This window comes from Aneurinibacillus sp. Ricciae_BoGa-3 (genome assembly GCF_028421645.1).
GTDB lineage: Bacteria > Bacillota > Bacilli > Aneurinibacillales > Aneurinibacillaceae > Aneurinibacillus_B.
The window spans coordinates 560,001-583,555 of sequence record NZ_CP116887.1 but is presented as its reverse complement, the minus strand read 5'-3'; the positions used below and the strand labels follow the sequence as shown (position 1 = coordinate 583,555).

The window sequence follows — 23,555 nt, the reverse complement described above, 5'->3', positions numbered from 1 at the left end:
TCTCAGTGGATTAGTCAATAATCGCGAGAATATCGCTTTCGCGCATAATGAGAAGTTCTTTTTCATTGTATTTAATTTCAGTTCCAGCATATTTAGAGTAAATAACTTTGCTGCCTTCTTTAACTTCAAGAGCAATGCGCTCGCCGTTGTCATTAACACGGCCGCTGCCAACTGCAACAATTTTACCTTCCTGTGGCTTTTCCTTAGCCGTATCCGGTAAAACGATACCGCTTGCAGTTGTTTCTTCCTTTGCGATAGGTTCAATAATTACACGATCACCTAGTGGCTTTAACACTGAAAACAACCTCCCTGTAACATGTTTGATTGTTTGTTAGCACTCATTCGATTCGAGTGCTAACACAATTATTATAATATCCACTTTGTTTCCATTTTGCAAGCCCTAGGCTGCAAAAAAATTTCCTTTTCCATTATGACCCCTCCCATGCATGTTCTATACACGGCAAACACTTTGTTATGAAGCGCGGCATCCATATAGAAATTTCTATTTGTCCCATTTAATGAGCGCCTCATTTAAATCGGAAAGGGAAGTTTTTCAGGCGACAATTGAGACAAGCGAGGTCCGTTTAAAGTAGCCAATTGATCGAGAAAAGCTTTTGCTTGCGGATCCAATGCCAATTTGTTTTCCTCCTCAAACGTTTTATCAAGATCTAGAAAAAAAAGGCCGCCAGTAAACTTTGGCAGCATGTCCCATGTGATTAAAACCGTTGTGTATTTTGTTGTGTGTTACACAAGGCTATACCCGACAGTTATTTCTTCTTCTTGTTGGCTGAAGCTGCATTTCTATCTTCTTCTCCAGTACCCGATTCAGAAAGCTTGGCGTGATTTTCCTGGTTTTTATTAACTGCTGAAACGCCGATACTTTTATCCTTTTCAACAGCAGGAGACATCGAATGCTCGGTCTGGGTTTCCTGTTTCTTGTTCATTGGTGAAACAGCGATGCTTTTATCCTTCTCAACAGCAGGAGACATCGAATTGGTGATCTGGGTTTCCTGTTTCTTGTTCATTGGTGAAACGGCAATACTTTTATCTTTTTCAACAGCAGGAAGGCCAGAGTGCTCAAGATGAACATGTGGCATTGAATCTGTTCGGAACGTGTTGTTGCTTATCTCTTCCACAACAACAGGCGCGTTGGAACGTTCAATTCGAGCTTCTTCCTTCCTCACGATGTCCTCTACCTGCTTTGTTTCCTCAACGATGCGTTTTCCAATAATCACTTCCTCAACCACTACAGGCTTTTTCGAGACCTCAATCCGTTCCTCAATAATTGGAACACGTATGATTTCGCTCTCCGACGTAATCGGGCTTCCATCGAAATTATCATTGAACACAGGATGCCGCTCCACATACACCTCTTCACGGGTCACCGGAACATGAACGGTTCTTTTTTCCTCCTTCACTTCTTTTCGCACTTGGAGTTCACCGACCATCACGCGCTCTTTCGTGATATCGATGCGTTCCTCATGGAGGCGAAGCGCTCTCTGCTCTTCGGCCCCGAACCGTGCCCCAGAAATGCTGCTGTATACTGGGCTTGTACCGCCATGATCCGTATCAAGCATTACAAGAATTTTTCCTTGATCGATTTCAGATTCACACTGTTTCGCCGTAAATTCCGGCACTCCCATATTGACGAGTTTGTTTGTGAGGCTAACGGAATGGCTGCCCATTATCCCTCCTGTCATAATGGTCAGAAAGCTGTCCATCATAACGTCGGTTACGGTACTTGCAGGCATGCCGGCTTCAACCTTTGCTCCTGTTTTAGCTGCCACCATTGGGAGGTTTCTTCTGTTTTTTGACATTACCAGGATATCTGTTGTATCATACCCCTGACTCTTCAAACCATCAATGGCCTCAATAGCTTCGGGCTCAGAGTTAAAAGTTCCCACAATAGCTTTTCCCATTTCCATTACCTCCTAAGATTATTGATCTTATAATAGTAATTTTGGAAATAAACTTTATATTTATCCCCTCTCATCTCTACCTCCTTATTTCATTTTTAAATCCCAGGAAAAGTTAAAAAAATGTAAATATTTAAATTATGATCATTGGAAAACTTAAGGTAGCCAAGCCGCAGGCGAAGGTCGACAGCCTTAGGTGCGCTTATGTGTAAGGATACGCATACTTTCCAATCCACTAAAAAAAGTGCACCGCTTATGCGGAGCACTCTTAATCACAATTTCCAATCTGCTATTCTTCATTGCTGGAGCCGGGCATTTTACGCCCATCATCTACAGCATCCAATTCCTTGTCCAACTCCAGATCTTCCTTTAACTGTTTATCATAGACAACCCGTGACAGCATGACGCTTAGTTCGTAAAGGATGATAAGCGGGATGAATACACTGAGATGGCTGATCAGATCCGGTGGTGAAATCATCGACGCCACAATAATAAGCACAATATAGGCGTATCCGCGAACTTTTCGCAGGCGGATAGGATTGAGGATCCTCAGCCTCGTCAGAAACATAACTACAATAGGAAGCTCAAACAACAGCGCAAACGGGAGAATGATGTTAAACATAAAACTAAAATACTGAGCAATGCCATATGTCGTATTGGCACCAAGATCGACTGCGAATTTCTTCATAAAGCCGACGATCATAGGAAACAGCACATAATAACCCATGAGGAGCCCAGCTATGAATAGCAGGAACGCCGGGATGATGAAAGCTCCTGCAGCTTTCCTTTCCTCCGGGCGAAGGCCCGGTGAGACAAACCGCCAGATATGATACATCATAAACGGGGACGTAATCACGATCGCAATCACAAAAGCAAATTGCATGTATACGCGAAGTCCGTCGCCAAGCCCAAAAACGTTCCAGGTGAATCCGGCCGCAATGGGGGCCCGTTTAAAATATTGGATCACAGGGCCTGCGACAATAAAACCGGCGACAAGGGCTGCCACAAAAACTGCAAGAACCCATATAATACGCCTGCGCAGTTCCGATAAATGTTCAACCACCCGTAATTCTGGTCCCTGCTCGCTCATCGATGGCACAACCTCTTTTCGTCAAAAAACGTTAAATATTAATATTTTCGTTTTTTCCCTGAATGATGTTAAGAGCGGTTGGAATCTGGTCAACTATAGCAAGGAAGCATTCTTCCACTGCGGGAAGGCTCCCAGGGAGATTAATGACAAGCGCATTGCTGCGTGTTCCAACAATTGCGCGTGTTAGAAGCGCGCGGCGTGAATTCTGCATGGCACAGCGGCGCATCTCCTCAGCCAGGCCCGGTACATGACGATCAACAACTAGAGCTGTTGCCTCCGGTGTGACATCCTCTGGACTTAATCCTGTACCGCCAATTGTAATTAAGAGGTCTACCCTCTGGCGATCCACCATTTCAATCATGTTTTCCTTTAGAAACTCTATATTATCCGGACATAGCCGATGGTCGCTGACTTCCGCATTGAGATTGTTTTTTAGAAGCGTTTCCAATATTGGGAAGCAGTCGTTCTTTCTCTGTCCTTTATAAACGGAATCGCTGGAAGTAATAACCCCAATTTTCCACATTTATTAAACCCTCCGCTCAACTCTGTATTCAATAGATAGTAATCTATATTGTACAATAATGCTGGGCATCTGTCTGTCCTTCCTGCCTAAATGCCGTGTCGAAATTTTGAACAATTATACACCGTTTTTTCCGTGACAAGGTGGTTAACCACTATATCATGCGTTTCAACCGGAAGCCTACCGACTATTTGCATTTCAAAGCAGGGAGCGATGCGATCAGGCAAGTCCTTTAGTCCCTCCAAAAACCTGTCGTAGAAACCTCCGCCATACCCCAACCGTTCCCCGTTTCGCGTAAAAGCGACACCAGGTACAATCATAACATCGATAGGCTCACCCTGCCACATCTCAGCATGGGCCGGATCCGGTTCCCTGATGCCGTAGGGGCCCGGTATAAGCCGATCCCATCCGGTAAAACGAAACAGGCGCATTCGTTTTTCATTTATGTATGTCTTGGGGACGTATATTTTTTTTCCAGCTTCCGCACATGTGCTAATGAACCGGTCAATATCGACTTCACCATTAAAAGGGAGAAAAACAAATACGCTGCCGGCGCACGTAACCTGTTTGAGGCTAAGCAGCGTGTCAACGATGGCCTCTGAACGACTTGCTCGTTCATCTGCTGTGAGCGCTTCCCGTTCTTCTATTATTCTGGTTCGAATCTGCTGTTTTGTATCCATGGATTATCCGTCTCCGATTGGGTTGGTTTCTTATTTTCACTATATAGGATACACTGAAATTGGACTATATGACGAGGTGAAACCTAAAATGATTTTATTACAGGCATTAAACATAGGAAAATCATTCAGCGCTAACCCGGTGCTGTCAAATATAAATCTAGTACTTCAAACAGGTGAAAGAGTAGGCTTAGTCGGCGTGAATGGAGCCGGCAAATCCACATTGCTAAAGATCATTACAGGCCAGATGCTGGCGGATACAGGAGAAATCGTAAAAGCGAAGGACGTCACACTTGGCTACCTCGCGCAGGACAGCGGGCTTGTTTCGGATCGGACGATCTGGCAGGAACTTATCACCGTATTTGAGCATTTTAAAGCGCGGGAAAATGAGCTCAGAGATCTGGAGAAACGCATTGCAGATCCAGCTGTGATAGCCAATGAAGCCCTGCATGAGAAATTAATGAACACGTACTCACACCTCATGGAGGATTTCAAAAATAAAGGCGGTTATCAGTATGAAGCGACAACACGGTCGATTCTCCACGGGATGCGTTTCTACCCTGCGGATTATGACACGCCAATCAACCAGTTAAGCGGCGGCCAGAAAACCAGGCTAGCGCTGGCTAAGCTACTGCTGATGGAACCGAATGTTCTTGTACTGGATGAGCCGACCAACTATCTCGACATTGAAACACTAGGCTGGCTGGAAAAGTATCTGCAGGGCTATCCCGGTGCGGTGCTCGTTGTCTCACACGACCGTTTCTTCCTCGACGCACTTGTCAATGTGATTTATGAGTTAGAGCGCACCCATGTTACCCGTTATACCGGGAACTATTCCAATTATCTTCTGCTTAAAGGCGAGCGGCTGGAACAACAGATTCGGCAGTTCGAGAAACAGCAAAGCGAAATTTCACGAATCGAAGAATTCATCCAGCGCAATATTGTCCGTGCCTCCACAACCAAGAGGGCGCAAAGCCGGAGAAAAATGCTGGACAAAATGGATGTGATGGATAAGCCGCCCAGCGGCTTAAAAAAAGCATCTTTTCAGTTTGACATCGATAAGGTGAGCGGCAATCAGGTCATCACTCTTCAGGATGTGGCCGTCGGTTATGAGAATAAGGTGCTTGCACAGGGTTTATCGTTTCAAATTGCCCGCGGTGAACGGGTGGCATTGCTCGGGCCAAACGGACTTGGAAAGTCAACGCTGCTAAAAACGATTGTAGGGCAGATCCCACCACTGTCAGGAGCGATCCAATTTGGAAGCAGTGTAACGCCAGGCTTCTATGACCAGGAACAGGACAATTTAAGCCGCGGCAAACAAGTTTTACATGAATTATGGGATGACTATCCAACGATGCCGGAAAAGGACGTACGCACCGTTCTGGGTAATTTTCTGTTCAGCGGCGATGACGTGCTGAAGAAAGTCGGGGAATTGAGCGGTGGCGAACGCGCGCGCGTATCCCTTGCCAAGCTGATGCTCCAGAAAGCAAACCTGCTCATTCTGGATGAGCCTACCAACCATCTCGATTTGTTCAGCAAAGAAATTCTTGAGGAAGCGCTTGAGGATTACCCAGGCACCATTCTATTTGTATCCCATGACCGTTATTTCCTCAACAAAATATCGACCCGCGTGCTGGAGATGACGCCATCCGGCGTTGTATCCTACCTTGGCAATTACGATTATTATCTGGAGAAAAAACAAGAGCTAGAAGAAAGTGAATCCTCCAGTTCCGTTGTTGAGAATGCTGGCGCACCTGCTGGGGATTCCGATAAAGTAACGAATAAAGAGAAGTTTCAGCATGGTAAAGAACAGAAGAAGCTTGAAAGGCAGCAGAAACGCCGCATTGAGGAACTTGAGAAGCAGATCGAACAAATGGAAACTCGTATCGAAGAAATAGAAGCGGAGCTGTGCAAGCCGGAAGTATTTCAGGACCATGAACAGGCCCTACTGCTTAATCAGCAGCTTGAGGAAACCAGAGCCTCACTTGATGAACGGTTCGAGGAATGGACGGAACTTCAGGAATAAAGCACCAGGTATCGACCCCTAACTATTAAACAGCTATGGTGTCGTTAATGGCGTGCTTATTCTTTTGTCGCCATGCCCCGCTACTAAAAAGTACAGTAACGGAATGACCGCGTACATGATCGCAAGCGCGGCAGCAATGATCCCCGAATCATTTGTGAATACAGCCGTTAAAGCGCCAAGTCCAATGCCCCTCACCCCGTTCGTTAAATCCGGCTTCGTCTCTGCTATCCTCCTAATGCTGCTGGCCTGCTTAACCAGCAGCCACAGAATGACGCCAATAGCTACAAGAAAAACTTTGCTCCAAGGAGAATGCAGGGTGAGCCTGAGGTTCATGTGTATTTTACGCTTCACTATCCTGCCAATTTCTGCCCAATTTCCTCCTGTAAGTTCGTGAACAGCCCGCCCGACATGGGACTGCCGCTCAGCGGAGACGATATCATTCACCATAAACAATAGAACCGAAAGGACAACGATCCCGCCCGCAACAATGAGTTTCCGCTTAACGTTCGCGCTGGCTGGCGCATTCCCTGCATAGCGCAACATAACGTACGTGTAGGAAATGAGAAGGACAATGATGCCGCCTGCCTTTGCACCGCCTTCTGGCCAGGCCATATACAATATTTGGATTAAAAATACACCTGCCGCCACCGCCCGAAACAAAGCCCCCTTTTGCTCCCGCTTATTCCGTAAACGGTGAAATTCTGCTGCCAGCGATACACTCAATAGAGTAGCTCCGACGAGCACCCCCATGTACTCATTTCCGATGCCGTAATACCTGGCGCCAATCACCGGGTCAAAACCAAGGTAGGATCGCTTAATTAACGTCCCTTCCCCCACCCCATCGATAAGCAGCGGAACCCAATTTAATAGGCCAATCCAGAAGAAGCAAACAGTAAAATCAGCCTTCCTCAGCAGGTAAGCCATCAGCATGGAGACTCCGGCCACTAACAGGAGGGTAACAAATGAACCGGATGGTATAAAAACCAGCGGCAGAAGGAGAAATACAAAAGGTACCAGCAATAGAGCGGGCATGCACAGCAACAAAAAGGGCTTTAGCCTAGAACAGAGACTGCTGAGCCTTCTGTTATTGACCGCAAGCAAATAAAAGGCAGCGGCCAATATAACGAGCAGGACTAATGCTGTGTACGGATATAACACATTGGATCGGTTTGCGTAAACCCTGTCTGTTCGCTCTGATTCCATCCAGAAGCTATGGTGGCTAACTGACACAGATTGACGAATGGGCTGCCCTTTCATTTCAGCCGGAATTGCCACGTGCAGCCATTCCAGCACGGACGGGGCTATGTCAATATTAGCCAGTAAGCCCGGCTGGCGTGTGGTTGCCGATAAAAGCACGCCAGCCCTCCTGTTTGGGTGGTCAAGCAGGACCACAGGCCCCATTAGTTTCTTGCTCTGAATGGCCTCTTTTGGCAGTGAAGAAGAGAAAAAAAGGACTTTGCGCGGAAAGGCCTGATTGCCAGCTATCCTGTTCACAAACTGCATCATTTCATCCACACACTGGTCGCGAAGCTGTTCGTATCTCTGGCTGTTCACTTTGTCCCGAAACATTTCAAGCCGGGTTAAATCGCCCAGCTCAACGGCAATTACTCCAATCCCCTGAGCAGACCACTTATCAATCTGCTGTTCAATCTGTGCATAGCCCGTCTTTTTTCCGCCGGGGAAAAAAGGGGCAGGCTGCAAAACCTGCTCACCCACTTTTCCTTCAGGCACTTGCCCTTGCCGATCCATTACAAGGATGGGCGCGAGCCGGCTTATCCGGCTATCACTGTCCCCGTTTCCGATAGCGGCAGTTTTCACACCGCTGCGCTTTAACGTTTCACCCAATAAGCCAGGGATAGCCCCGGTATCGTCGTCCCTGTTTCTTTTGAGCAACGCTTCTATATAAGGAAGCAGGACACCCGATGAGGCTACTTCTGTGGATAACATGTTAATGCCGGATAATTGCTGGTATAAAGCTAACCCCATATTGTCCTGCTTATTTGTGCCGTATGCCTGCCGGGCCCATTCAGAACCCGCCGCCCTGGAACCTGCACTGATCGTGACAGCATTATGTATATCCTGCAGACCCGCCTGGGTTTTCATATTCATTTCGCCAATGAATGCTGTGCAAAAGCTGGATTGATTTTGCTTGCGGTTTTCCGCCCTGTGGATATCTTCAAGTGAGACCTGCCCGCTCATGATGAGAATAACTTGTGGAGGGGTACTTTTTTTCGAATAAACTGTCGATTGGCATAAAAAACTGGTCAAAAAAGAAAAGGCAAGAAAAAACAAAACCATTTTTCGATATCTCTTATTCACTCCGTTCTCTCCCTTTTCCACAAATCCACACCTTTATCCACAACAAAAAGTGTATGATGTCAAGATATCCACTGTTTTATCCACATTATCCACATATTGTTGATAACTTTATTCACTTATTGCCCACAGCATTCCCCAGCAATCGACATAAAAGATCTGCTTTTTTGGTTTGTGGGTAAATCACGGCTAGTTTTCCCCTTGTTTCACGAGCCTATTCTTTCTCAAAAACAAAAAACCCGCCTTCCAGAGGGAAAGCAGGCTTGCATGCTACGTTTTTCTTAGCTAAGAGGCAGGCCCGGAACACCGTTTAAATCCAGGTCAGCCAGGTTTCCTTGTTGATATTCGATAAAACCCGCAGCCGCAATCATGGCCGCGTTGTCTGTGCAAAGGGAAAGCGGAGGAATAATTAAATCAATGCCTTCCTTGCCTGCGCGGTCTGTTAAAACTTGCCGAAGCCCCTTGTTAGCTGCAACGCCCCCGGCAAGGAGAAGCTGCTTCACCGGCCGCTCATGGATCAGGCGGAATGTTTTTTCCACCAGCACCTCAATCACGGAAGCCTGAAAACTGGCAGCCAGATCAGCAGGATTAACCATTTCACCCCTCTGTTCCGCGTTGTGCAAGACATTGAGGACGGCAGATTTTAAGCCGCTAAAACTAAAATCATACGTACCTTCCATCCAGGCGCGCGGCAGGGGAATAATGGGATTTCCTTCGTGTGCCAGCCGGTCGATATGAGGTCCGCCAGGATACGGCATTTTTAAGGAGCGTGCCACTTTATCATAGGCTTCACCTACAGCATCATCGCGCGTTTGCCCGAGAATTTCATAGGAACCGTGTTCTTTCATATAGACCAGTTCCGTATGGCCACCCGAAACGACCAGAGCAACCAGCGGAAACTCCAGTTCTTTTACGAAACGGTTGGCGTATATATGACCTGCGATATGATGGACACCTATCAATGGCAGCCCACGCGAAAAGGCAACGGCCTTCGCTGCCGCAACGCCTACCAGCAGCGCCCCCACCAGCCCGGGACCGTATGTAACGGCTATCGCCGAAATATCTTGAAGCGTACAATCTGCCGTACGCAGCGCCTCATCAATAATCGCTGTAATGTTTTCCACATGATGGCGAGAAGCGACTTCCGGTACAACGCCGCCGAACCTTCTGTGGCTTTCGATCTGCGAGGAAATGATGTTCGACCGTATGAGGCGCCCGTCCTCTATTACAGCAGCAGATGTCTCATCACAGCTTGTTTCAATACCAAGGATGAGAGCAGGCTTGCCGGCCGCCAAATCTTCCTCCCTGCGCTTACGAGCTTTTTGATTCCAGATACTCATTGTCATGTAAATTCACCCACATTATAATTGCGTCTTCATTGTTATCCGTGTAGTAGCCGCGCCTGACCCCGCCAGCTTCAAACCCCAGCTTCTGGTAGAGATTCTGCGCCACCGTGTTGCTCTTCCTGACTTCCAGCGTCATGGCCTGTGCTCCCTGCCTGCGCGCAAAAAGCATCATTTCCCGCATAAGACGCTCGCCCAGGTGGTGGCCGCGAAAATCAGGGTGAATCGCCACATTCGTAACATGCGCCTCATCAATCACCAGCCACATGCCGGCGTACCCGATAACCATTCCTTCATATTCAACAACCTTATATTGCGCAAACAAATTCGTATGCAGTTCGTTGTAGAAAGACTCATACGACCACGGGATGGTAAACGACAGAACTTCAAGTTCATATACCTGCTCCAGATCCCTGCTTTCCATTTTGCGGATTATCGTTTTCTCCTGCTCCATTCGGGTGCCTCCTACTTCCGGCTGGCAAGCCACTTGGCCTCAGCCTCTGCCATCTGCAGATAAGACGGGATGAAAGCCTGTGTATCTTCTACGCGTCCTTCCCGGTACGCTTTAAGCCCCGCTTGTGCCAGATGGGCGGCCCGGGGCAATTGGTAGGATGCAGGGGCAAAAACAGCTTGATCGCCTAATGCAGCCACTGCTGCTTCCCGGTGAATGGCTAAGTCATCGCCAAGGAAAAGCACCTTTTCTCCCGTTTCCTTAAGCTCACTTAGCATGTCTGTAAACAGAACAATTCGATCGGGCGATACGCTCTGAATGGAGCCATTTATCCATCTGTAAGCACCGGTAAACACCTGTCCCCTTCGCGCGTCAAAAAGCGGTACAATGAGTCCCTGAAAAAAAGTTCCGTTATATGCCAGCGTTTCCAGGCTGGATACTCCAACAAGCGGAATCCCGAGTGACCAGGCCATGCTTTTCGCTGTTGAAACACCAATCCGGACACCTGTGTATGAACCAGGACCTCTTGCGGCCACAATTGCCGACAGCCCGGACGGTTCCAGCTCAATTTCATCGAGCAGCTGGCTAATCATCGGCATGAGTCTAACGCTGTGATTTTTTTTCAAGTTGGTCGCAAATTCGCCCAGTACTGCATCTTCTGTGATGACGGAAACGGCTAGCACCAGATTAGACGTATCAATCGCCAGTATATTCATTTTTTATCGCCTCGCATAATTTTTCATAGCGTGCCCCGATTGGCAGGAAGGCAATTTCCCGCTGATCTCCGTCCAGGCGCAGAATGGTAATTTCACATCTGTCAGGGGGAAGCTGTTCCTGAATCATCTGGGGCCACTCCACCACGGTCACGCCTTCACCGTAGAAATATTCGTCAAATCCAAGATCCTCGAACGAATCTTCCATCCGGTATACATCCATGTGGTAAAGAGGCAGCTTGCCCTGGTATTCTTTAATAATCGTGAAGGTTGGGCTGTTTACAACCCGCTCAATGCCGAGCCCGCGGGCCAGCCCCTGCGTAAAACTTGTTTTGCCCGCTCCGAGATCCCCTGTCAGGGTAAGGACATCTCTAGGCTGCATGAGGGTTCCTACCTTCTCTGCCAGACGCTGGGTTTCTTCCACCGATTCTGTGATCACGCTGTATTCTTTCTCTTTTTTCACCCGATCACGCCTCCTCGCCGTACGATTCCTTAAAATGATTATACCCTTTTTTTGCAAGGGCGGATCGGCTCCCGTCTGAATGCCTCATTTCTACCTGAGGAGCCTGATTGTCAGCCGCCAATTGTTCCACAAAGCCTATCCAGTAAAGAGGCAGACCCGCTTCCCTAAAAATTCGATCCATTTCGGACTTTTCATCTGCTGATAGGCATCCAATTAACTGATAATCTTCTCCGCCATAGAGCGCCCAGTGCAGCACATCTTGCGCTTTGGATTCTGCATACACACGTGCAGGTACACTGAGCGGAATGCTTTGCCGATCCAGGACCATTCTAACGCTGCTCGCTTCGGCTATTTCCCAGGCTTCGCTGGCCAACCCGTCACTAATATCATTAAGAGCAGCCCGGATGCCCAGACTGGCTAGCAGGCGGCCTGCCTGAACCTGTGGGTACGGACGGCAGTGCCTTTCGACAAGAGGCTGAACCGCTTCAGGTACATGGGAAGGGAAGCAATCTTGTTCCAGCAAATAACCCAAGCCAGCAGCTGAATCTCCCACTGTTCCTGTTAAAAAAACCAGGTCCCCGGGTTTAGCCTGGGAACGCAAAAGCGTTCGGCCTGACTCGACCTCACCCATCGCTGTAATGGAAACAGTAAGCCCGCCGGGTGAGGCTGAAGTGTCCCCGCCGATTAACTTCATGCCGAAGGCTTCAGCAAGTGCCGCCATTCCGCTATACATCTCCCCCAGCTCTTGTTCGCTCCAGCCGGAAGACACACCGAGCGAAACCAGGTAGAACAGCGGCAGTCCACCCATGGCAGCAATGTCACTGACATTAGAAGCCAGGGCCTTGTATCCAATATCGAAAGGCTTCATCGTATTCCTTTTAAAATGAATGTCCTCTACCATCATGTCACAGCAGACCACCCAGTCAAATTGGTCCCGTGCGCTGACAATGGCGGCATCATCCCCTATGCCTGTCCGGATTCTCCTCTCAATCGCGCTTCCACGCGGACCGCCGGAGGGCTGGCGAGAGGCGAGATACGAGATTAGCGCAAATTCATCCCTGCGTTCCATTGGCTTCCTCCATTTTATACAGTTTCAAGGGACCTTTACATCTGCCGCATACGTATTTGGACGTATCCATCCGCCTCTTGCGCATATATTTCATCCCGCAGTTCTGGCAAAGCATCATATAACGTGCCGGTGTCCGCACCGGTTCAGGCTTCACCGAGCGGCAGTAGCGCGATCCCCCCACTGTCCGAAGCAGGTTTTTGAAATCAGCGTCCGCATGCTTATACCCTCTGCCGCCGATGTGAAGGTGATAATGGCAAAGCTCATGTTTAATAATGCCATCCAACTCATCCAGACCATACATCTCGTAGTGCTTCGGATTAAACTCAATATTATGCGTTTTTAACACGTACCTGCCTCCTGTTGTTCGTAGGCGGTTGTTAAAATACGCTTTATGAATAAATGGTTTTTTGAAGAAGTCATGCGAAATTTGTTCAACTCTTATCTGTAATTGTTCATTTGTCACTAGCTTTCCCCCTCGCAATCAAATGTAGCATTTTTTCCTCTGTCACATAGAATATAGAGAGGGGATTCGGTGACAGGAGGGAAACAGTTATGCCGCACTGGCTTCAACGACAAATCATGAAGGCCTTTCTTGCAAGAAACAGGCGGCAGGTACTGCTGCTTAATGATTGCTGGTTTTTATATCTTGAAAAACAGGGAAAGCGCACATCATAACGCTTCCCTGTTTTTTACCTTTTTTTATTGGGCTTCCGGTCCCAGCATGGTTAAACCTACGCGGCCTTTCTGGATATCTACGTCTTTGACCCATACTGTTACAATATCGCCAACCGATACAACATTCAGCGGATGCTTGACATAGCTTCGGCTTAACTGTGAGATGTGGACAAGTCCGTCATTTTTTAAGCCGATATCCACAAAAGCGCCAAAGTCTACAACATTGCGCACAGTACCTTCCAGCTCCATGCCTTTGGCCAAATCTTCAATATGCAGGACGTCCTTCTTTAGCACCGGCTTGGCCAGCTCCTCACGCGGGTCCCTTCCCGGGCGAAGCAGGCTCTCCACAATATCCGTCAAGGTTGGCACGCCGATGTCTAACCGTTGCGCCATTTCTTCTATATTAATATGGGACAGTTTATCCTTTGCCTCTGGAGTCGTAATGCCAGTAGCCTCAATGGCAAGTTCTTTAAGCAGCACGGCTACTTTATCATAAGACTCTGGGTGTATCGGCGTGGTATCCAGTGGATTATCACCGTCCGGAACCCGTAAAAAGCCGATGCACTGCTCATATGTTTTTGAGCCCAGCCGCGGAACATGTTTTAATTGATCCCGGGTTGTATACTTTCCGATTTCTTCTCTTTTTAACACGATATTTTTAGCCACCTGTTTCGAGACACCGGAAACATATTGCAGCAGGGAAGGCGAAGCCGTGTTTACATCTACACCTACATAGTTTACAGCAGATTCTACGACAAACTGCAGGCTGCTGGATAGTTTGTTCTGCGATACGTCATGCTGGTATTGCCCGACACCGATTGATTTTGGATCAATTTTAACAAGTTCCGCCAGCGGGTCCTGGAGTCGGCGGGCGATAGAGACTGCGCTCCGCTCAGATACATCCAGGTCAGGAAACTCTTCGCCCGCGAGCTTGGATGCCGAGTATACACTGGCCCCCGCTTCATTCACGATAATGTAGGAGACTTCCACATCGATTTCCTTGAGAAGATCGGCTGTAAACTGCTCCGACTCCCTTGAGGCCGTTCCATTGCCAATCGCAATGATTCCAACCCGATACTGGTTAATGAGCCGCTTCATTTCAGCTTTTGCTTCTGCAATCTTATTCTGCGGCGGAGTAGGGTATATCACGCGCACCTCAAGCAGCTTGCCTGTTTCATCCACGACCGCAAGCTTGCAGCCGGTCCGGAATGCGGGATCAAGTCCCAGAACAGTTTGTCCGCGCAGCGGGGATTGAAGCAGAAGTTGGCGAAGATTCTCCGCAAAAATATGTATCGCCTGCTCCTCCGCCTTTTCTGTTAAAACGTTGCGAACCTCCCGTTCAACGGCGGGGGCTATCAGGCGTTTATAGCTGTCTTCCAAAATGTTCTTAATGACAGCCGACGCAACAGGTTCGCGGCGCAGGTATTTTCGTTCCATGTACTGCAGAATAGGCTGCGCGTCCATGTCAATTTTTACCCGAAGAATGCCTTCTCTCTCCGCACGGTTAATGGCGAGTGTCCTGTGGGGCGCCACTTTCGCAACAGGCTCTGCATACTCATAATACATTTCATAAACTTTCTTGCCATCAGGCTCTTCTTCCTTTTTCAAGGTGACAAGCTGACCACGTTTTAACGTGAGTTCACGGATCCAGCTGCGGATCTGCGGGTCATCGGCTACCTGTTCGGCAATAATATCTCCCGCTCCCTCGGTGGCCTCCACCGCGTCTGTAACACCTTTCTCTGGGTTCACATACTTAAGCGCTTCGTGCTGCACGTCACCTTTTCGGGCTGTGAGAATAAACTGGGCAAGAGGCTCAAGCCCCTTCTCCTTCGCTACAGTAGCTCTCGTTCGGCGTTTTTGTTTGAATGGCCTGTAAAGGTCTTCTACCTGCTGCAATTTTACTGTAGCATTGATTTGCCGGGTTAATTCATCCGTCAGTTTATCCTGTTCAGCAATGAGGCGCAGTACTTCTTCTTTTCTCTGTTCGAGCTGGCGCAGGTAATCCATGCGTTCCTGAATATCCCGAATCTGGTTTTCGTCCAGCATACCGGTTGCTTCTTTACGGTAGCGTGCGATAAAAGGCACAGTGCTCCCCTCATCCAGAAGCTGAACCGTTTGTTTTGCCTGGCTCAGGCTAATATGCAGTTCATCAGCAATGATGGCTATCATCTTATCTAACTCCATTGGCTAACCTCCCCAAAGATCAATTCCCTGCTTACAAAGCGAAAAATACATTGGCCAGCACCAGGCTCCAGGCGCTTCCACTTGCCCTGGTTGCCCTCATGTAGATAAGAAAGTTAAACATTCTTATTTACATGAGGGCAAGAAAAAAAGCCACCGTATTACACAGCAGCCATGGTATATTACGCTATAAAAATGCTCTAAAAATCAATAAGTCCTAGACTAATTTGTAACGCTTCGTTAACCCGCTCCATCATTTCCTCATCAAGATGGGTGATCTTATCGGTCAGCCTCTGCTTATCTATCGTACGAATTTGTTCCAATAGAATCACAGAGTCACGGTCGAATGCATATGCCTTTGCGTCTATTTCTACATGGGTGGGCAGCTTAGCCTTCTGAATCTGTGCCGTAATGGCTGCGACGATTACGGTCGGGCTAAATCGGTTTCCTATATCATTTTGAATGACGAGAACCGGCCTTACCCCTCCTTGTTCAGATCCTACAACAGGAGACAAGTCCGCAAAGTATACGTCGCCACGCTTTACGATCACATACTACACCCCGCTAACTAAACGTCCCAAAGTCAAATCAGCTTCCTCTTCCGCCTGGAAAGCCTCGCAGCAAAGATTTAGATTAATGTTAGCCATTTCCATGTATCCACGCTGCATCGTTTCACGGATCTGGCGTTTCTTACGCTCCTTCAGATAAAGCCTCATCGCCTGTCTGATGAATTCACTGCGATTCGATTTTTCCTTTTCCACTAATCCATCCACTTCCTGTAAAAGATGATCCGGCAAGCTGATCATGATACGCTTTGTATCCATTTTAGACAAGCCCATCGCACCTCCAACAACACTGTCACAAACATTTTCTTTTTTGTGCCATTACCGCGTTTGAGATATTACCATTATGTCGTAAGCCATGGAAAATTATACTTTCCATTCAATCACTTACAAATGGTAATTCGACTTTCTCTTTAAATATTCGAGCAAACCCGGCAAATTCCTGCCAACCGCCTCTTTTTTAAGAGAAAATTATTCTTACTGATTGTAACATGATTACTAAACCGTAACAACTGATTGATAGGCAAATTTTTATGGCTATTCTTTACATCATCCAAGCAGGATGCGGTTGGAGAGAGATATCTGCTTGCCATTCTCATAATAAACCCGGGGAATTCGTTTGCTGACCATACAGGTCACTTCATAGTTGATTGTCGAAAGCCAATCAGCCATTTCGTCTACAGATATCATACTATCGCCCTGCTTGCCAATCAGCACCACCTCATCGCCAGGCTCGACACCCGGAACTTCTGTTACATCAATCATAAACTGGTCCATGCATACCCGCCCGATGACTTTTGCCCGCGTTCCTTTGATAAGAACTTCACCCCGGTTTGAGAGAAGCCTGTTGTAACCATCCGCGTAACCTACCGGCACGGTGGCCACTACTGTTTCCTTCTCAGCCGTAAACACAGCTCCGTAGCTTACGCTTTCTCCAGCTTTAATGCATTTAACGTGTGTCACGTTGGCTTTCCAAGAAAAAGCCGGCGATAACCTCATTCCAGTGCTTTTCGTATAAGGCGACGGATATTGGCCGTATAAACTGATTCCAAGACGTATCATATGCCGGCTTTCTTGTGGATAGAACATAGCAGCAGCACTATTGTTGCAGTGAATGAGTGGTATGTGCCACTTTAACTGATCAATCCGGTTCAAAAACGCGTTAAAACGTTCCTGCTGGACTCTAAAATAGCTTGTATCTTCTTCATCAGCCGTTGCAAAATGGGTAAACAGCCCATCCACTTCTATACAGGGCGCAGCCTTGACTATCTCATACAGCTCCACAAGCTCCTCTTCATCGCGGATTCCGATGCGCCCCATTCCCGTATCCAGCTTAATATGCAGGCGGGCCTTCCTGTTAAGCGAGTTCGCCACCTGTACAATACTGTTTAGGCTATCCTTCCGGTAGACCGTCATTGATATATTGTTTTCGACCGCTACTTTAATGGCGCGCTCAGGAATCGAACTTAATATGAGTATAGGCGCGTCAATTCCACGCGCCCGAAGCTCCAGGGCTTCATCGAGAAGCGCGACCCCCAGATAGGCTGCTCCTTGCTCCAGGGCTTTAGAGGCCACCTCATACGCCCCATGCCCATAGCCGTCCGCCTTCACAACGGCCATTATCTTTACATGTTCACCTATATGCCTGCGGAAAATACGCAGATTTTCGCCAATGGCATCCAGATCAATTTCAGCCCACGCGTCCCTGTAAAACTGCTCCATCACCTTTACCTTCTTCCACCTTTTTGCCGTTTAGCTATTTGCTCATCCAGCTCATTCATAAAACGCCTGGATGCCATAATCGTATGCTTTTTGCCTTGTGCCGTATAAACTGAACTCCACATATTTTTCCTTTCCAAATCTTGAAGTGGCAGCCGGATCTCCTTATTGAACATCCGAATGACAAGTTCAGTACGGGTGATCTGGTATACCGGGTGAAGCACCGCCTTATAAATGGCAGGTGCAAACCCTACAATAGCCAGTGCGGCCGCCGTTGCCGCGACAATCCCTGTTGTTCTATCTGACCTGAATAGCTGAAGCAGTCCGAGCATGACAACAATATAAACCGCACTTTCCACCAGCTTTAAAACAAAAGGCCGGCGCAGATAAATATCCCGGTAGCCCGCTTCTTCCGTCAGAATGATATTCTTGTTTTTATTCTTCTCCATTTGGCCACCTCACTTTCCTTACATTATATAAAGAAAACATAGGGTAGCCAAGCCGTAGGTTCAGCAGATTAAATGAGCTGCACGGTTGTCGATACATCATTTGCGGCTTTTATGTTAAAATGCGGCAAATAGTGCTATATAGCAAAAAAACAGCCCAATACGGCTGTTAGATGTCGATGTATATGGTTGTATATGGTGGGCCTAGGCTGACTCGAACAGCCGACCTCACGCTTATCAGGCGTGCGCTCTAACCAACTGAGCTATAGGCCCCTAATTTTTTAACGGGCCCCGCAAAAGTATTCTGAAGTAGCTACGAAGCATCTACTTCACTTTTGTGGATTATGTGGAGCGGGTGATGGGAATCGAACCCACGTATTCAGCTTGGAAGGCTGATGTTCTACCATTGAACTACACCCGCAATAAAGATGGTCGGGAAAACAGGATTTGAACCTGCGACCTCCTCGTCCCGAACGAGGCGCTCTACCAAGCTGAGCCACTTCCCGATAAGAATAAATTAACGCAACGAAATTATTATATCACTTACTCATTTATTCGTCTACACCAATTAACTTGTTTACATAAATTCCCATCGCAGTCTGTCCACTAAAGATAGATGACTATATTTAGGTACATGCCCATTCCCGGCTTTATATCCTCTCATACTATAGCATAGGGAAGCTAAAAAGGAGATGTTTTGCTGAATGGCTAAAAAAAAATCAAATAAAAGGAGACCGGTACCCCCTGCGACTTTAATTAAACTAGGCCAAATCGAAAATTCTATTCTGAACCTTGAATCCTCCCTGCAGCAGACATTGGATAGACTGGATGCCCTGCAGCACATTTCTGATGATATAGAGATAATTAAACAAAATACCACTAGAAAGAAACGAGAAAAAAAAGGCCTTTTCTTTCATTTAAAAGGGAGAGAGGACGCTGACAAGGAATCTCGTACTGAACGCAGAGAAAAACGGAGAAAAAGGGACGTGGCAGAACCTATTGAGGAATCGAATGATGTATCTTCACTTCTGCAGAGTCCAAAAGTTAAATCCCTGCTCAATAACAGCGGCTCTGGAACAGATTTAAGCAGCCTGCTTGAAAAAATTGATCTCTCTAAATTAGGCAAACTCCTTCTGCAAGAAGAGCAGCCTAAAAAGCCGATTAAAGCTGGGCCAAAGAATTCAATGATGCCACCAGTGAAAAAGAAGGCTGCCAGTGTTCCAGAAGACAAAGAAGCTGACCTGGGTTTAGACCTCGGGAATATTATGGAATTGATGCAAAATCCGATGATCCAATCGATGATTAAAAAGGTGCTCTGAATGAGAAAAACATCGTGGGCCATGCCGCTCTCTCCTTTCCCTTCATAGAAGTTTTTACGGCCGCTTTGCGTAACGGCGGGCGGACCGGCATTAGGGAATCTTGGTCAGTGGCAAGCGTAGCGCAGACAATGGCCTTAGATTCCTTTATACCGTTTAGGTGCAACATCTGGGTATCTCAATGACAGGGGGAAAGAAAGGTGCGGACATGCGCCTCACGATGTTTTTCTTGGGTGTTTCGGGACCGGAGATCCCATTAAAAAAATCGCTCACGGTACTTCAACACTGTAAAGGACATAAACTCCATATTAACAAAAACGAAAGGGACTTAATGTTCCCAACTCAAAACACTTTATCACTTTAAGGTGACATATACTTCCTTTACCCACAAGCAAAAAGCGCTTATTCTGTAGAATAAGCGCTTAATTTCTGTGAATGGTACCGATGGTCGGGGTCGAACCGACACTCCCGAAGGAACACGATTTTGAGTCGTGCGCGTCTGCCAATTCCGCCACATCGGCACATATGGCGTGCCCGGAGAGACTCGAACTCCCAACCTTCTGATTCGTAGTCAGACACTCTATCCGATTGAGCTACGGGCACATATTTGATTTCACATGAATTCTTTATATTATATCATTCTTTTAGTGCTTTGCCAAGCAGTTTATTCGACGTCGTTAGAATGAATAAAAATGGAGCGGACAACGAGACTCGAACTCGCGACCCCGACCTTGGCAAGGTCGTGCTCTACCAACTGAGCTATGTCCGCATACAGCGCACTCTGTCGGGTACTACTGATTCGAATTCAACTGAGAAGATAATTCGACGTAGATGAATTCGATATTAATGGTGCACCCTCCGGGTACTACTGATTCGAATTCAACTGAGAAGATAACTCGACGTAGATGAATTCGATATTAATGGTGCGGGTGGAGGGACTTGAACCCCCACGCCGAAGCGCTAGATCCTAAGTCTAGTGCGTCTGCCAATTCCGCCACACCCGCACATGTTGTTGCCCTTTTTCTTTTGGGCCCCATAAAAGTATTCGGACCTACATCATAGCGTATGCTTCACTTTTATGGGTATAGTAGTGGTGAGCCATACTGGACTCCGATGCACAGGATGTGCGAGGTTCTGCGTTGCAACACGACGTTGCGCTTTTAGCAGAACTTCCTCTCTGGTGAGAGTCCTGTTTGCATTATTTACAAAGTATGCAGATGATCATACTCATCACCTTTAATTGAATGTGGTGAGCCATACTGGACTCGAACCAGTGACACCCTGATTAAAAGTCAGGTGCTCTACCAACTGAGCTAATGGCTCTTCGTTAAAAAATGGCTGGGGTACCTGGATTCGAACCAGGGCATGACGGAGTCAAAGTCCGTTGCCTTACCGCTTGGCTATACCCCAAAAGTGGTGGAGGGGGACGGATTCGAACCGCCGAACCCAAGGGAGCGGATTTACAGTCCGCCGCGTTTAGCCACTTCGCTACCCCTCCAAAATACATGGTGGCTCGGGACGGAATCGAACCGCCGACACGAGGATTTTCAGTCCTCTGCTCTACCGACTGAGCTACCGAGCCAACTTTGTATGTAGTTTTTCCTCTCGGGTGAGAGGACCGTCTACTTCTTAAACTAATGGCGGAGCCGACGGGACTCCGATGTACAGGATGTGCAAGGCTCTGCGTTGCAACAGGACGTTGCGGTTTTAGCAGAGCTTCCTCTCGGGTGAGAGTGCCGTCTACATTATTATTTATTAATGGCGGAGCCGACGGGACTCGAACCCGCGACCTCCGGAGTGACAGTCCAGCGTGAACTCCAACTTCACCACGGCTCCATAACTAATTCCATTCAGATACATCGCAGGTAAATTCGATATTATGGTGCACCCTAACGGGTACTACTGATTTGATTTTAACTCCGAGGCTTATTCGACGTAGTTAAAATCAACATTAATGGTGCCGGCGAAAGGACTTGAACCCTCAACCCCCTGATTACAAGTCAGGTGCTCTACCAGTTGAGCTACACCGGCCCATATAAAATCATTTTTATGATAAATGGTGGAGGATGACGGGATCGAACCGCCGACCCTCTGCTTGTAAGGCAGATGCTCTCCCAGCTGAGCTAATCCTCCAAATGGTGACCCGTAGGGGATTCGAACCCCTGAATGCATGCGTGAAAGGCATGTGAGTTAAGCCGCTTCTCCAACGGGCCAAATGGCTCCGCAGGCCGGACTCGAACCAGCGACCGATCGGTTAACAGCCGATTGCTCTACCACTGAGCTACTGCGGAATAAATTGAAGATAAATTACACCTTCAAAACTGAACTGGAAGTTACAATGCGTTAGGAATTTCTTAAAAATTGGGTTAAGCCCTCGACCGATTAGTATTCGTCAGCTCCATGCGTTGCCGCACTTCTACCCCGAACCTATCTACCTCATCATCTATAAGGGGTCTTACCAGCTTATGCTGTGGGAAATCTCATCTTGAGGGGGGCTTCACGCTTAGATGCTTTCAGCGCTTATCCCGGCCGCACATAGCTACCCAGCGATGCTCCTGGCGGAACAACTGGTGCACCAGCGGTGCGTCCATCCCGGTCCTCTCGTACTAAGGACAGCTCCTCTCAAATTTCCTGCGCCCACGACAGATAGGGACCGAACTGTCTCACGACGTTCTGAACCCAGCTCGCGTACCGCTTTAATGGGCGAACAGCCCAACCCTTGGGACCTACTTCAGCCCCAGGATGCGATGAGCCGACATCGAGGTGCCAAACCTCCCCGTCGATGTGGACTCTTGGGGGAGATAAGCCTGTTATCCCCAGGGTAGCTTTTATCCGTTGAGCGATGGCCCTTCCATGCGGAACCACCGGATCACTAAGCCCGACTTTCGTCCCTGCTCGACTTGTAGGTCTCGCAGTCAAGCTCCCTTGTGCCTTTACACTCTGCGAATGATTTCCAACCATTCTGAGGGAACCTTTGGGCGCCTCCGTTACACTTTAGGAGGCGACCGCCCCAGTCAAACTGCCCACCTGACACGGTCCTCCATCCCGATAAGGGATGCGAGTGAGAAGGCCGGCATAATCAGGGTGGTATCCCAAGGATGCCTCCACCGAACCTGGCGGTCCGGGTTCAAAGGCTCCCACCTATCCTGTACAAATCATACCAGCATTCAATATCAAGCTGCAGTAAAGCTCCATGGGGTCTTTCCGTCTTGTCGCGGGTAACCTGCATCTTCACAGGTAGTATGATTTCACCGAGTCTCTTGCCGAGACAGTGCCCAAGTCGTTACGCCTTTCGTGCGGGTCGGAACTTACCCGACAAGGAATTTCGCTACCTTAGGACCGTTATAGTTACGGCCGCCGTTTACTGGGGCTTCGGTTCACAGCTTCGCGCTTGCGCGCTAACCGCTCCCCTTAACCTTCCAGCACCGGGCAGGCGTCAGCCCCTATACTTCGCCTTGCGGCTTCGCAGAGACCTGTGTTTTTGCTAAACAGTCGCTTGGGCCTTTTCACTGCGGCCCCCTCACGCTTATCACGCTAGCGGGGCACCCCTTCTCCCGAAGTTACGGGGTCATTTTGCCGAGTTCCTTAGCAAGAGTTTTCTCGCGCGCCTTAGGATTCTCTCCTCGCCTACCTGTGTCGGTTTGCGGTACGGGTACCTTACTTCTCGCTAGAAGCTTTTCTTGGCAGTGTGAGATCAGGAACTTCGGTACTTAAATTTCCCTCGCCATCACAACCCGGCGTTACAGTGTACGGATTTGCCTATACACACGCCTCATTGCTTGGACAGACATAACCAGCAGTCTGCTTGCCTTACCCTCCTGCGTCCCTCCATCGCTCAAATGAAGTAGAGGTAGTACAGGAATTTCCACCTGTTGTCCATCGCCTACGCCTTTCGGCCTCGGCTTAGGTCCCGACTAACCCTGAGAGGACGAGCCTTCCTCAGGAACCCTTAGGCTTTCGGCGGAAGGGATTCTCACCCTTCTTTTCGCTACTTACACCGGCATTCTCACTTCCTGCCGCTCCACCCGTCCTTCCGGTCGAGCTTCACCGCTGCAGGAACGCTCCCCTACC

Annotated in this window: 20 protein-coding genes, 16 tRNA genes and 1 rRNA gene (1 of these 37 only partly in view); 3 read left to right on the top strand and 34 right to left on the bottom strand. The window is 48.1% G+C overall.

All coding sequences use genetic code 11. From position 1 onward, the window contains the following. Positions 1-10: 10 nt before the first annotated feature. From groES to PP175_RS03120, 5 genes are all read right to left on the bottom strand, one after another. Positions 11-295 (bottom strand): co-chaperone GroES, encoded by a 285-nt coding sequence (gene groES / locus PP175_RS03140; RefSeq protein ID WP_272441401.1) that lies wholly within the window; start codon positions 293-295, stop codon positions 11-13. Between the two features lie 472 nt (positions 296-767). Continuing rightward, on the bottom strand, positions 768-1,919 hold the full coding sequence (locus tag PP175_RS03135; protein ID WP_272441400.1) for a YsnF/AvaK domain-containing protein: 1,152 nt from the start codon (positions 1,917-1,919) through the stop codon (positions 768-770). A 286-nt stretch (positions 1,920-2,205) separates the two neighbouring features. Next, complete coding sequence (gene tatC, locus PP175_RS03130) at positions 2,206-3,006, bottom strand: twin-arginine translocase subunit TatC (protein WP_272441399.1); 801 nt, start codon at positions 3,004-3,006, stop codon at positions 2,206-2,208. Positions 3,007-3,037: 31 nt separating this feature from the next. Continuing rightward, positions 3,038-3,529 (bottom strand): MogA/MoaB family molybdenum cofactor biosynthesis protein, encoded by a 492-nt coding sequence (locus tag PP175_RS03125; RefSeq protein ID WP_272441398.1) that lies wholly within the window; start codon positions 3,527-3,529, stop codon positions 3,038-3,040. 86 nt (positions 3,530-3,615) lie between these two features. Next, complete coding sequence (locus tag PP175_RS03120) at positions 3,616-4,206, bottom strand: 5-formyltetrahydrofolate cyclo-ligase (RefSeq protein ID WP_272441397.1); 591 nt, start codon at positions 4,204-4,206, stop codon at positions 3,616-3,618. An 88-nt stretch (positions 4,207-4,294) separates the two neighbouring features. Here PP175_RS03120 and PP175_RS03115 point away from each other — a divergent pair, with 88 nt between their 5' ends. Continuing rightward, positions 4,295-6,229: an ABC-F family ATP-binding cassette domain-containing protein gene (locus PP175_RS03115; RefSeq protein WP_272441396.1), complete on the top strand. Its 1,935-nt coding sequence runs from the start codon at positions 4,295-4,297 to the stop codon at positions 6,227-6,229. Between the two features lie 33 nt (positions 6,230-6,262). On the opposite strand, the gene PP175_RS03110 is transcribed toward PP175_RS03115, so the two are convergent. The 7 genes from PP175_RS03110 to PP175_RS03080 all read right to left on the bottom strand — a co-directional run bounded on the left by PP175_RS03110 (position 6,263) and on the right by PP175_RS03080 (position 13,047). Then, positions 6,263-8,548, bottom strand: coding sequence for a hypothetical protein (locus tag PP175_RS03110; RefSeq protein WP_272441395.1), 2,286 nt, complete (start codon positions 8,546-8,548; stop codon positions 6,263-6,265). A gap of 278 nt (positions 8,549-8,826) precedes the next feature. Next, entirely contained in the window at positions 8,827-9,885 is a 1,059-nt protein-coding gene (tsaD, locus tag PP175_RS03105) for a tRNA (adenosine(37)-N6)-threonylcarbamoyltransferase complex transferase subunit TsaD (protein ID WP_442870445.1), read from the bottom strand. Further along, entirely contained in the window at positions 9,857-10,342 is a 486-nt protein-coding gene (gene rimI, locus PP175_RS03100) for a ribosomal protein S18-alanine N-acetyltransferase (RefSeq protein ID WP_272441393.1), read from the bottom strand. The genes tsaD and rimI overlap by 29 nt, the downstream gene beginning before the upstream one ends. An 11-nt stretch (positions 10,343-10,353) precedes the next feature. Next, positions 10,354-11,055, bottom strand: a complete 702-nt coding sequence (gene tsaB, locus PP175_RS03095) for a tRNA (adenosine(37)-N6)-threonylcarbamoyltransferase complex dimerization subunit type 1 TsaB (protein ID WP_272441392.1) — start codon at positions 11,053-11,055, stop codon at positions 10,354-10,356. After that, positions 11,036-11,515 (bottom strand): tRNA (adenosine(37)-N6)-threonylcarbamoyltransferase complex ATPase subunit type 1 TsaE, encoded by a 480-nt coding sequence (gene tsaE / locus PP175_RS03090; RefSeq protein WP_272441391.1) that lies wholly within the window; start codon positions 11,513-11,515, stop codon positions 11,036-11,038. Before tsaE ends, tsaB begins: the two co-directional genes overlap by 20 nt. Positions 11,516-11,519: 4 nt before the next feature. After that, entirely contained in the window at positions 11,520-12,584 is a 1,065-nt protein-coding gene (gene thiL / locus PP175_RS03085) for a thiamine-phosphate kinase (RefSeq protein ID WP_272441390.1), read from the bottom strand. After that, positions 12,568-13,047, bottom strand: coding sequence for a SprT family protein (locus tag PP175_RS03080; RefSeq protein WP_272441389.1), 480 nt, complete (start codon positions 13,045-13,047; stop codon positions 12,568-12,570). Before PP175_RS03080 ends, thiL begins: the two co-directional genes overlap by 17 nt. Before the next feature lie 89 nt (positions 13,048-13,136). Between PP175_RS03080 and cmpA the strand changes: the two genes are divergently transcribed. Further along, positions 13,137-13,259, top strand: coding sequence for a cortex morphogenetic protein CmpA (gene cmpA / locus PP175_RS03075; RefSeq protein WP_272441388.1), 123 nt, complete (start codon positions 13,137-13,139; stop codon positions 13,257-13,259). A gap of 24 nt (positions 13,260-13,283) precedes the next feature. Here the strand turns inward: cmpA and PP175_RS03070 are convergent, their stop codons facing one another. The 8 genes from PP175_RS03070 to PP175_RS03035 all read right to left on the bottom strand — a co-directional run bounded on the left by PP175_RS03070 (position 13,284) and on the right by PP175_RS03035 (position 18,674). Next, complete coding sequence (locus PP175_RS03070) at positions 13,284-15,443, bottom strand: Tex family protein (RefSeq protein ID WP_272441387.1); 2,160 nt, start codon at positions 15,441-15,443, stop codon at positions 13,284-13,286. Between the two features lie 197 nt (positions 15,444-15,640). Continuing rightward, positions 15,641-15,991 carry a type II toxin-antitoxin system endoribonuclease NdoA gene (ndoA, locus tag PP175_RS03065; RefSeq protein WP_027416684.1) on the bottom strand — a complete coding sequence of 117 codons (351 nt, stop codon included), beginning with the start codon at positions 15,989-15,991 and terminating at the stop codon, positions 15,641-15,643. 3 nt (positions 15,992-15,994) lie between these two features. Further along, a complete protein-coding gene (locus PP175_RS03060; RefSeq protein WP_442870414.1) occupies positions 15,995-16,279 on the bottom strand; it encodes a CopG family ribbon-helix-helix protein in 285 nt (94 codons plus the stop codon). 273 nt (positions 16,280-16,552) lie between these two features. Continuing rightward, entirely contained in the window at positions 16,553-17,725 is a 1,173-nt protein-coding gene (alr, locus tag PP175_RS03055) for an alanine racemase (protein ID WP_272441385.1), read from the bottom strand. A gap of 5 nt (positions 17,726-17,730) precedes the next feature. Further along, positions 17,731-18,171, bottom strand: a complete 441-nt coding sequence (locus tag PP175_RS03050) for a hypothetical protein (protein ID WP_272441384.1) — start codon at positions 18,169-18,171, stop codon at positions 17,731-17,733. Positions 18,172-18,364: 193 nt separating this feature from the next. Further along, a tRNA-Ile gene (locus tag PP175_RS03045) sits at positions 18,365-18,441 on the bottom strand. 74 nt (positions 18,442-18,515) lie between these two features. After that, positions 18,516-18,589, bottom strand: a tRNA-Gly gene (locus PP175_RS03040). An 8-nt stretch (positions 18,590-18,597) separates the two neighbouring features. Further along, positions 18,598-18,674: transfer RNA gene (locus tag PP175_RS03035), tRNA-Pro, on the bottom strand. 198 nt (positions 18,675-18,872) lie between these two features. On the opposite strand from PP175_RS03035, the gene PP175_RS03030 reads away from it, so the two are divergent. Then, positions 18,873-19,487, top strand: a complete 615-nt coding sequence (locus PP175_RS03030) for a hypothetical protein (protein WP_272441383.1) — start codon at positions 18,873-18,875, stop codon at positions 19,485-19,487. Positions 19,488-19,920: 433 nt separating this feature from the next. Here the strand turns inward: PP175_RS03030 and PP175_RS03025 are convergent. From PP175_RS03025 to PP175_RS02960, 14 genes are all read right to left on the bottom strand, one after another. After that, positions 19,921-20,005, bottom strand: a tRNA-Leu gene (locus PP175_RS03025). 5 nt (positions 20,006-20,010) lie between these two features. Next, positions 20,011-20,087, bottom strand: a tRNA-Arg gene (locus PP175_RS03020). Between the two features lie 90 nt (positions 20,088-20,177). After that, a tRNA-Gly gene (locus PP175_RS03015) sits at positions 20,178-20,253 on the bottom strand. Positions 20,254-20,405: 152 nt separating this feature from the next. Further along, positions 20,406-20,488 (bottom strand) — tRNA-Leu (locus tag PP175_RS03010). 243 nt (positions 20,489-20,731) lie between these two features. Continuing rightward, positions 20,732-20,807 (bottom strand) — tRNA-Lys (locus tag PP175_RS03005). A 12-nt stretch (positions 20,808-20,819) separates the two neighbouring features. Next, positions 20,820-20,894 (bottom strand) — tRNA-Gln (locus tag PP175_RS03000). A gap of 4 nt (positions 20,895-20,898) precedes the next feature. Beyond that, a tRNA-Tyr gene (locus tag PP175_RS02995) sits at positions 20,899-20,982 on the bottom strand. Positions 20,983-20,990: 8 nt separating this feature from the next. After that, a tRNA-Phe gene (locus tag PP175_RS02990) sits at positions 20,991-21,066 on the bottom strand. A gap of 177 nt (positions 21,067-21,243) precedes the next feature. Beyond that, a tRNA-Asp gene (locus PP175_RS02985) sits at positions 21,244-21,320 on the bottom strand. A gap of 119 nt (positions 21,321-21,439) precedes the next feature. Then, a tRNA-Thr gene (locus PP175_RS02980) sits at positions 21,440-21,515 on the bottom strand. A 26-nt stretch (positions 21,516-21,541) separates the two neighbouring features. After that, positions 21,542-21,617, bottom strand: a tRNA-Val gene (locus PP175_RS02975). A gap of 3 nt (positions 21,618-21,620) precedes the next feature. Then, positions 21,621-21,697, bottom strand: a tRNA-Glu gene (locus PP175_RS02970). Between the two features lie 3 nt (positions 21,698-21,700). After that, a tRNA-Asn gene (locus tag PP175_RS02965) sits at positions 21,701-21,775 on the bottom strand. A 71-nt stretch (positions 21,776-21,846) separates the two neighbouring features. Next, a 23S ribosomal RNA gene (locus PP175_RS02960) occupies positions 21,847-23,555 on the bottom strand (it continues 1,230 nt past the right edge of the window).

What these genes read in the sequence shown, in the direction of transcription:
- PP175_RS03135 (WP_272441400.1), bottom strand. Translation starts at nt 1,919, where the DNA reads ATGGGAAAAGCTATTGTGGGAACTTTTAACTCTGAGCCCGAAGCTATT.
- tatC (WP_272441399.1), bottom strand. Translation starts at nt 3,006, where the DNA reads ATGAGCGAGCAGGGACCAGAATTACGGGTGGTTGAACATTTATCGGAA.
- PP175_RS03125 (WP_272441398.1), bottom strand. Translation starts at nt 3,529, where the DNA reads ATGTGGAAAATTGGGGTTATTACTTCCAGCGATTCCGTTTATAAAGGA.
- PP175_RS03120 (WP_272441397.1), bottom strand. Translation starts at nt 4,206, where the DNA reads ATGGATACAAAACAGCAGATTCGAACCAGAATAATAGAAGAACGGGAA.
- PP175_RS03115 (WP_272441396.1), top strand. Translation starts at nt 4,295, where the DNA reads ATGATTTTATTACAGGCATTAAACATAGGAAAATCATTCAGCGCTAAC.
- tsaD (WP_442870445.1), bottom strand. Translation starts at nt 9,885, where the DNA reads ATGAGTATCTGGAATCAAAAAGCTCGTAAGCGCAGGGAGGAAGATTTG.
- rimI (WP_272441393.1), bottom strand. Translation starts at nt 10,342, where the DNA reads ATGGAGCAGGAGAAAACGATAATCCGCAAAATGGAAAGCAGGGATCTG.
- tsaB (WP_272441392.1), bottom strand. Translation starts at nt 11,055, where the DNA reads ATGAATATACTGGCGATTGATACGTCTAATCTGGTGCTAGCCGTTTCC.
- thiL (WP_272441390.1), bottom strand. Translation starts at nt 12,584, where the DNA reads ATGGAACGCAGGGATGAATTTGCGCTAATCTCGTATCTCGCCTCTCGC.
- cmpA (WP_272441388.1), top strand. Translation starts at nt 13,137, where the DNA reads ATGCCGCACTGGCTTCAACGACAAATCATGAAGGCCTTTCTTGCAAGA.
- PP175_RS03070 (WP_272441387.1), bottom strand. Translation starts at nt 15,443, where the DNA reads ATGGAGTTAGATAAGATGATAGCCATCATTGCTGATGAACTGCATATT.
- PP175_RS03060 (WP_442870414.1), bottom strand. Translation starts at nt 16,279, where the DNA reads ATGGGCTTGTCTAAAATGGATACAAAGCGTATCATGATCAGCTTGCCG.
- alr (WP_272441385.1), bottom strand. Translation starts at nt 17,725, where the DNA reads ATGGAGCAGTTTTACAGGGACGCGTGGGCTGAAATTGATCTGGATGCC.
- PP175_RS03050 (WP_272441384.1), bottom strand. Translation starts at nt 18,171, where the DNA reads ATGGAGAAGAATAAAAACAAGAATATCATTCTGACGGAAGAAGCGGGC.
- PP175_RS03030 (WP_272441383.1), top strand. Translation starts at nt 18,873, where the DNA reads ATGGCTAAAAAAAAATCAAATAAAAGGAGACCGGTACCCCCTGCGACT.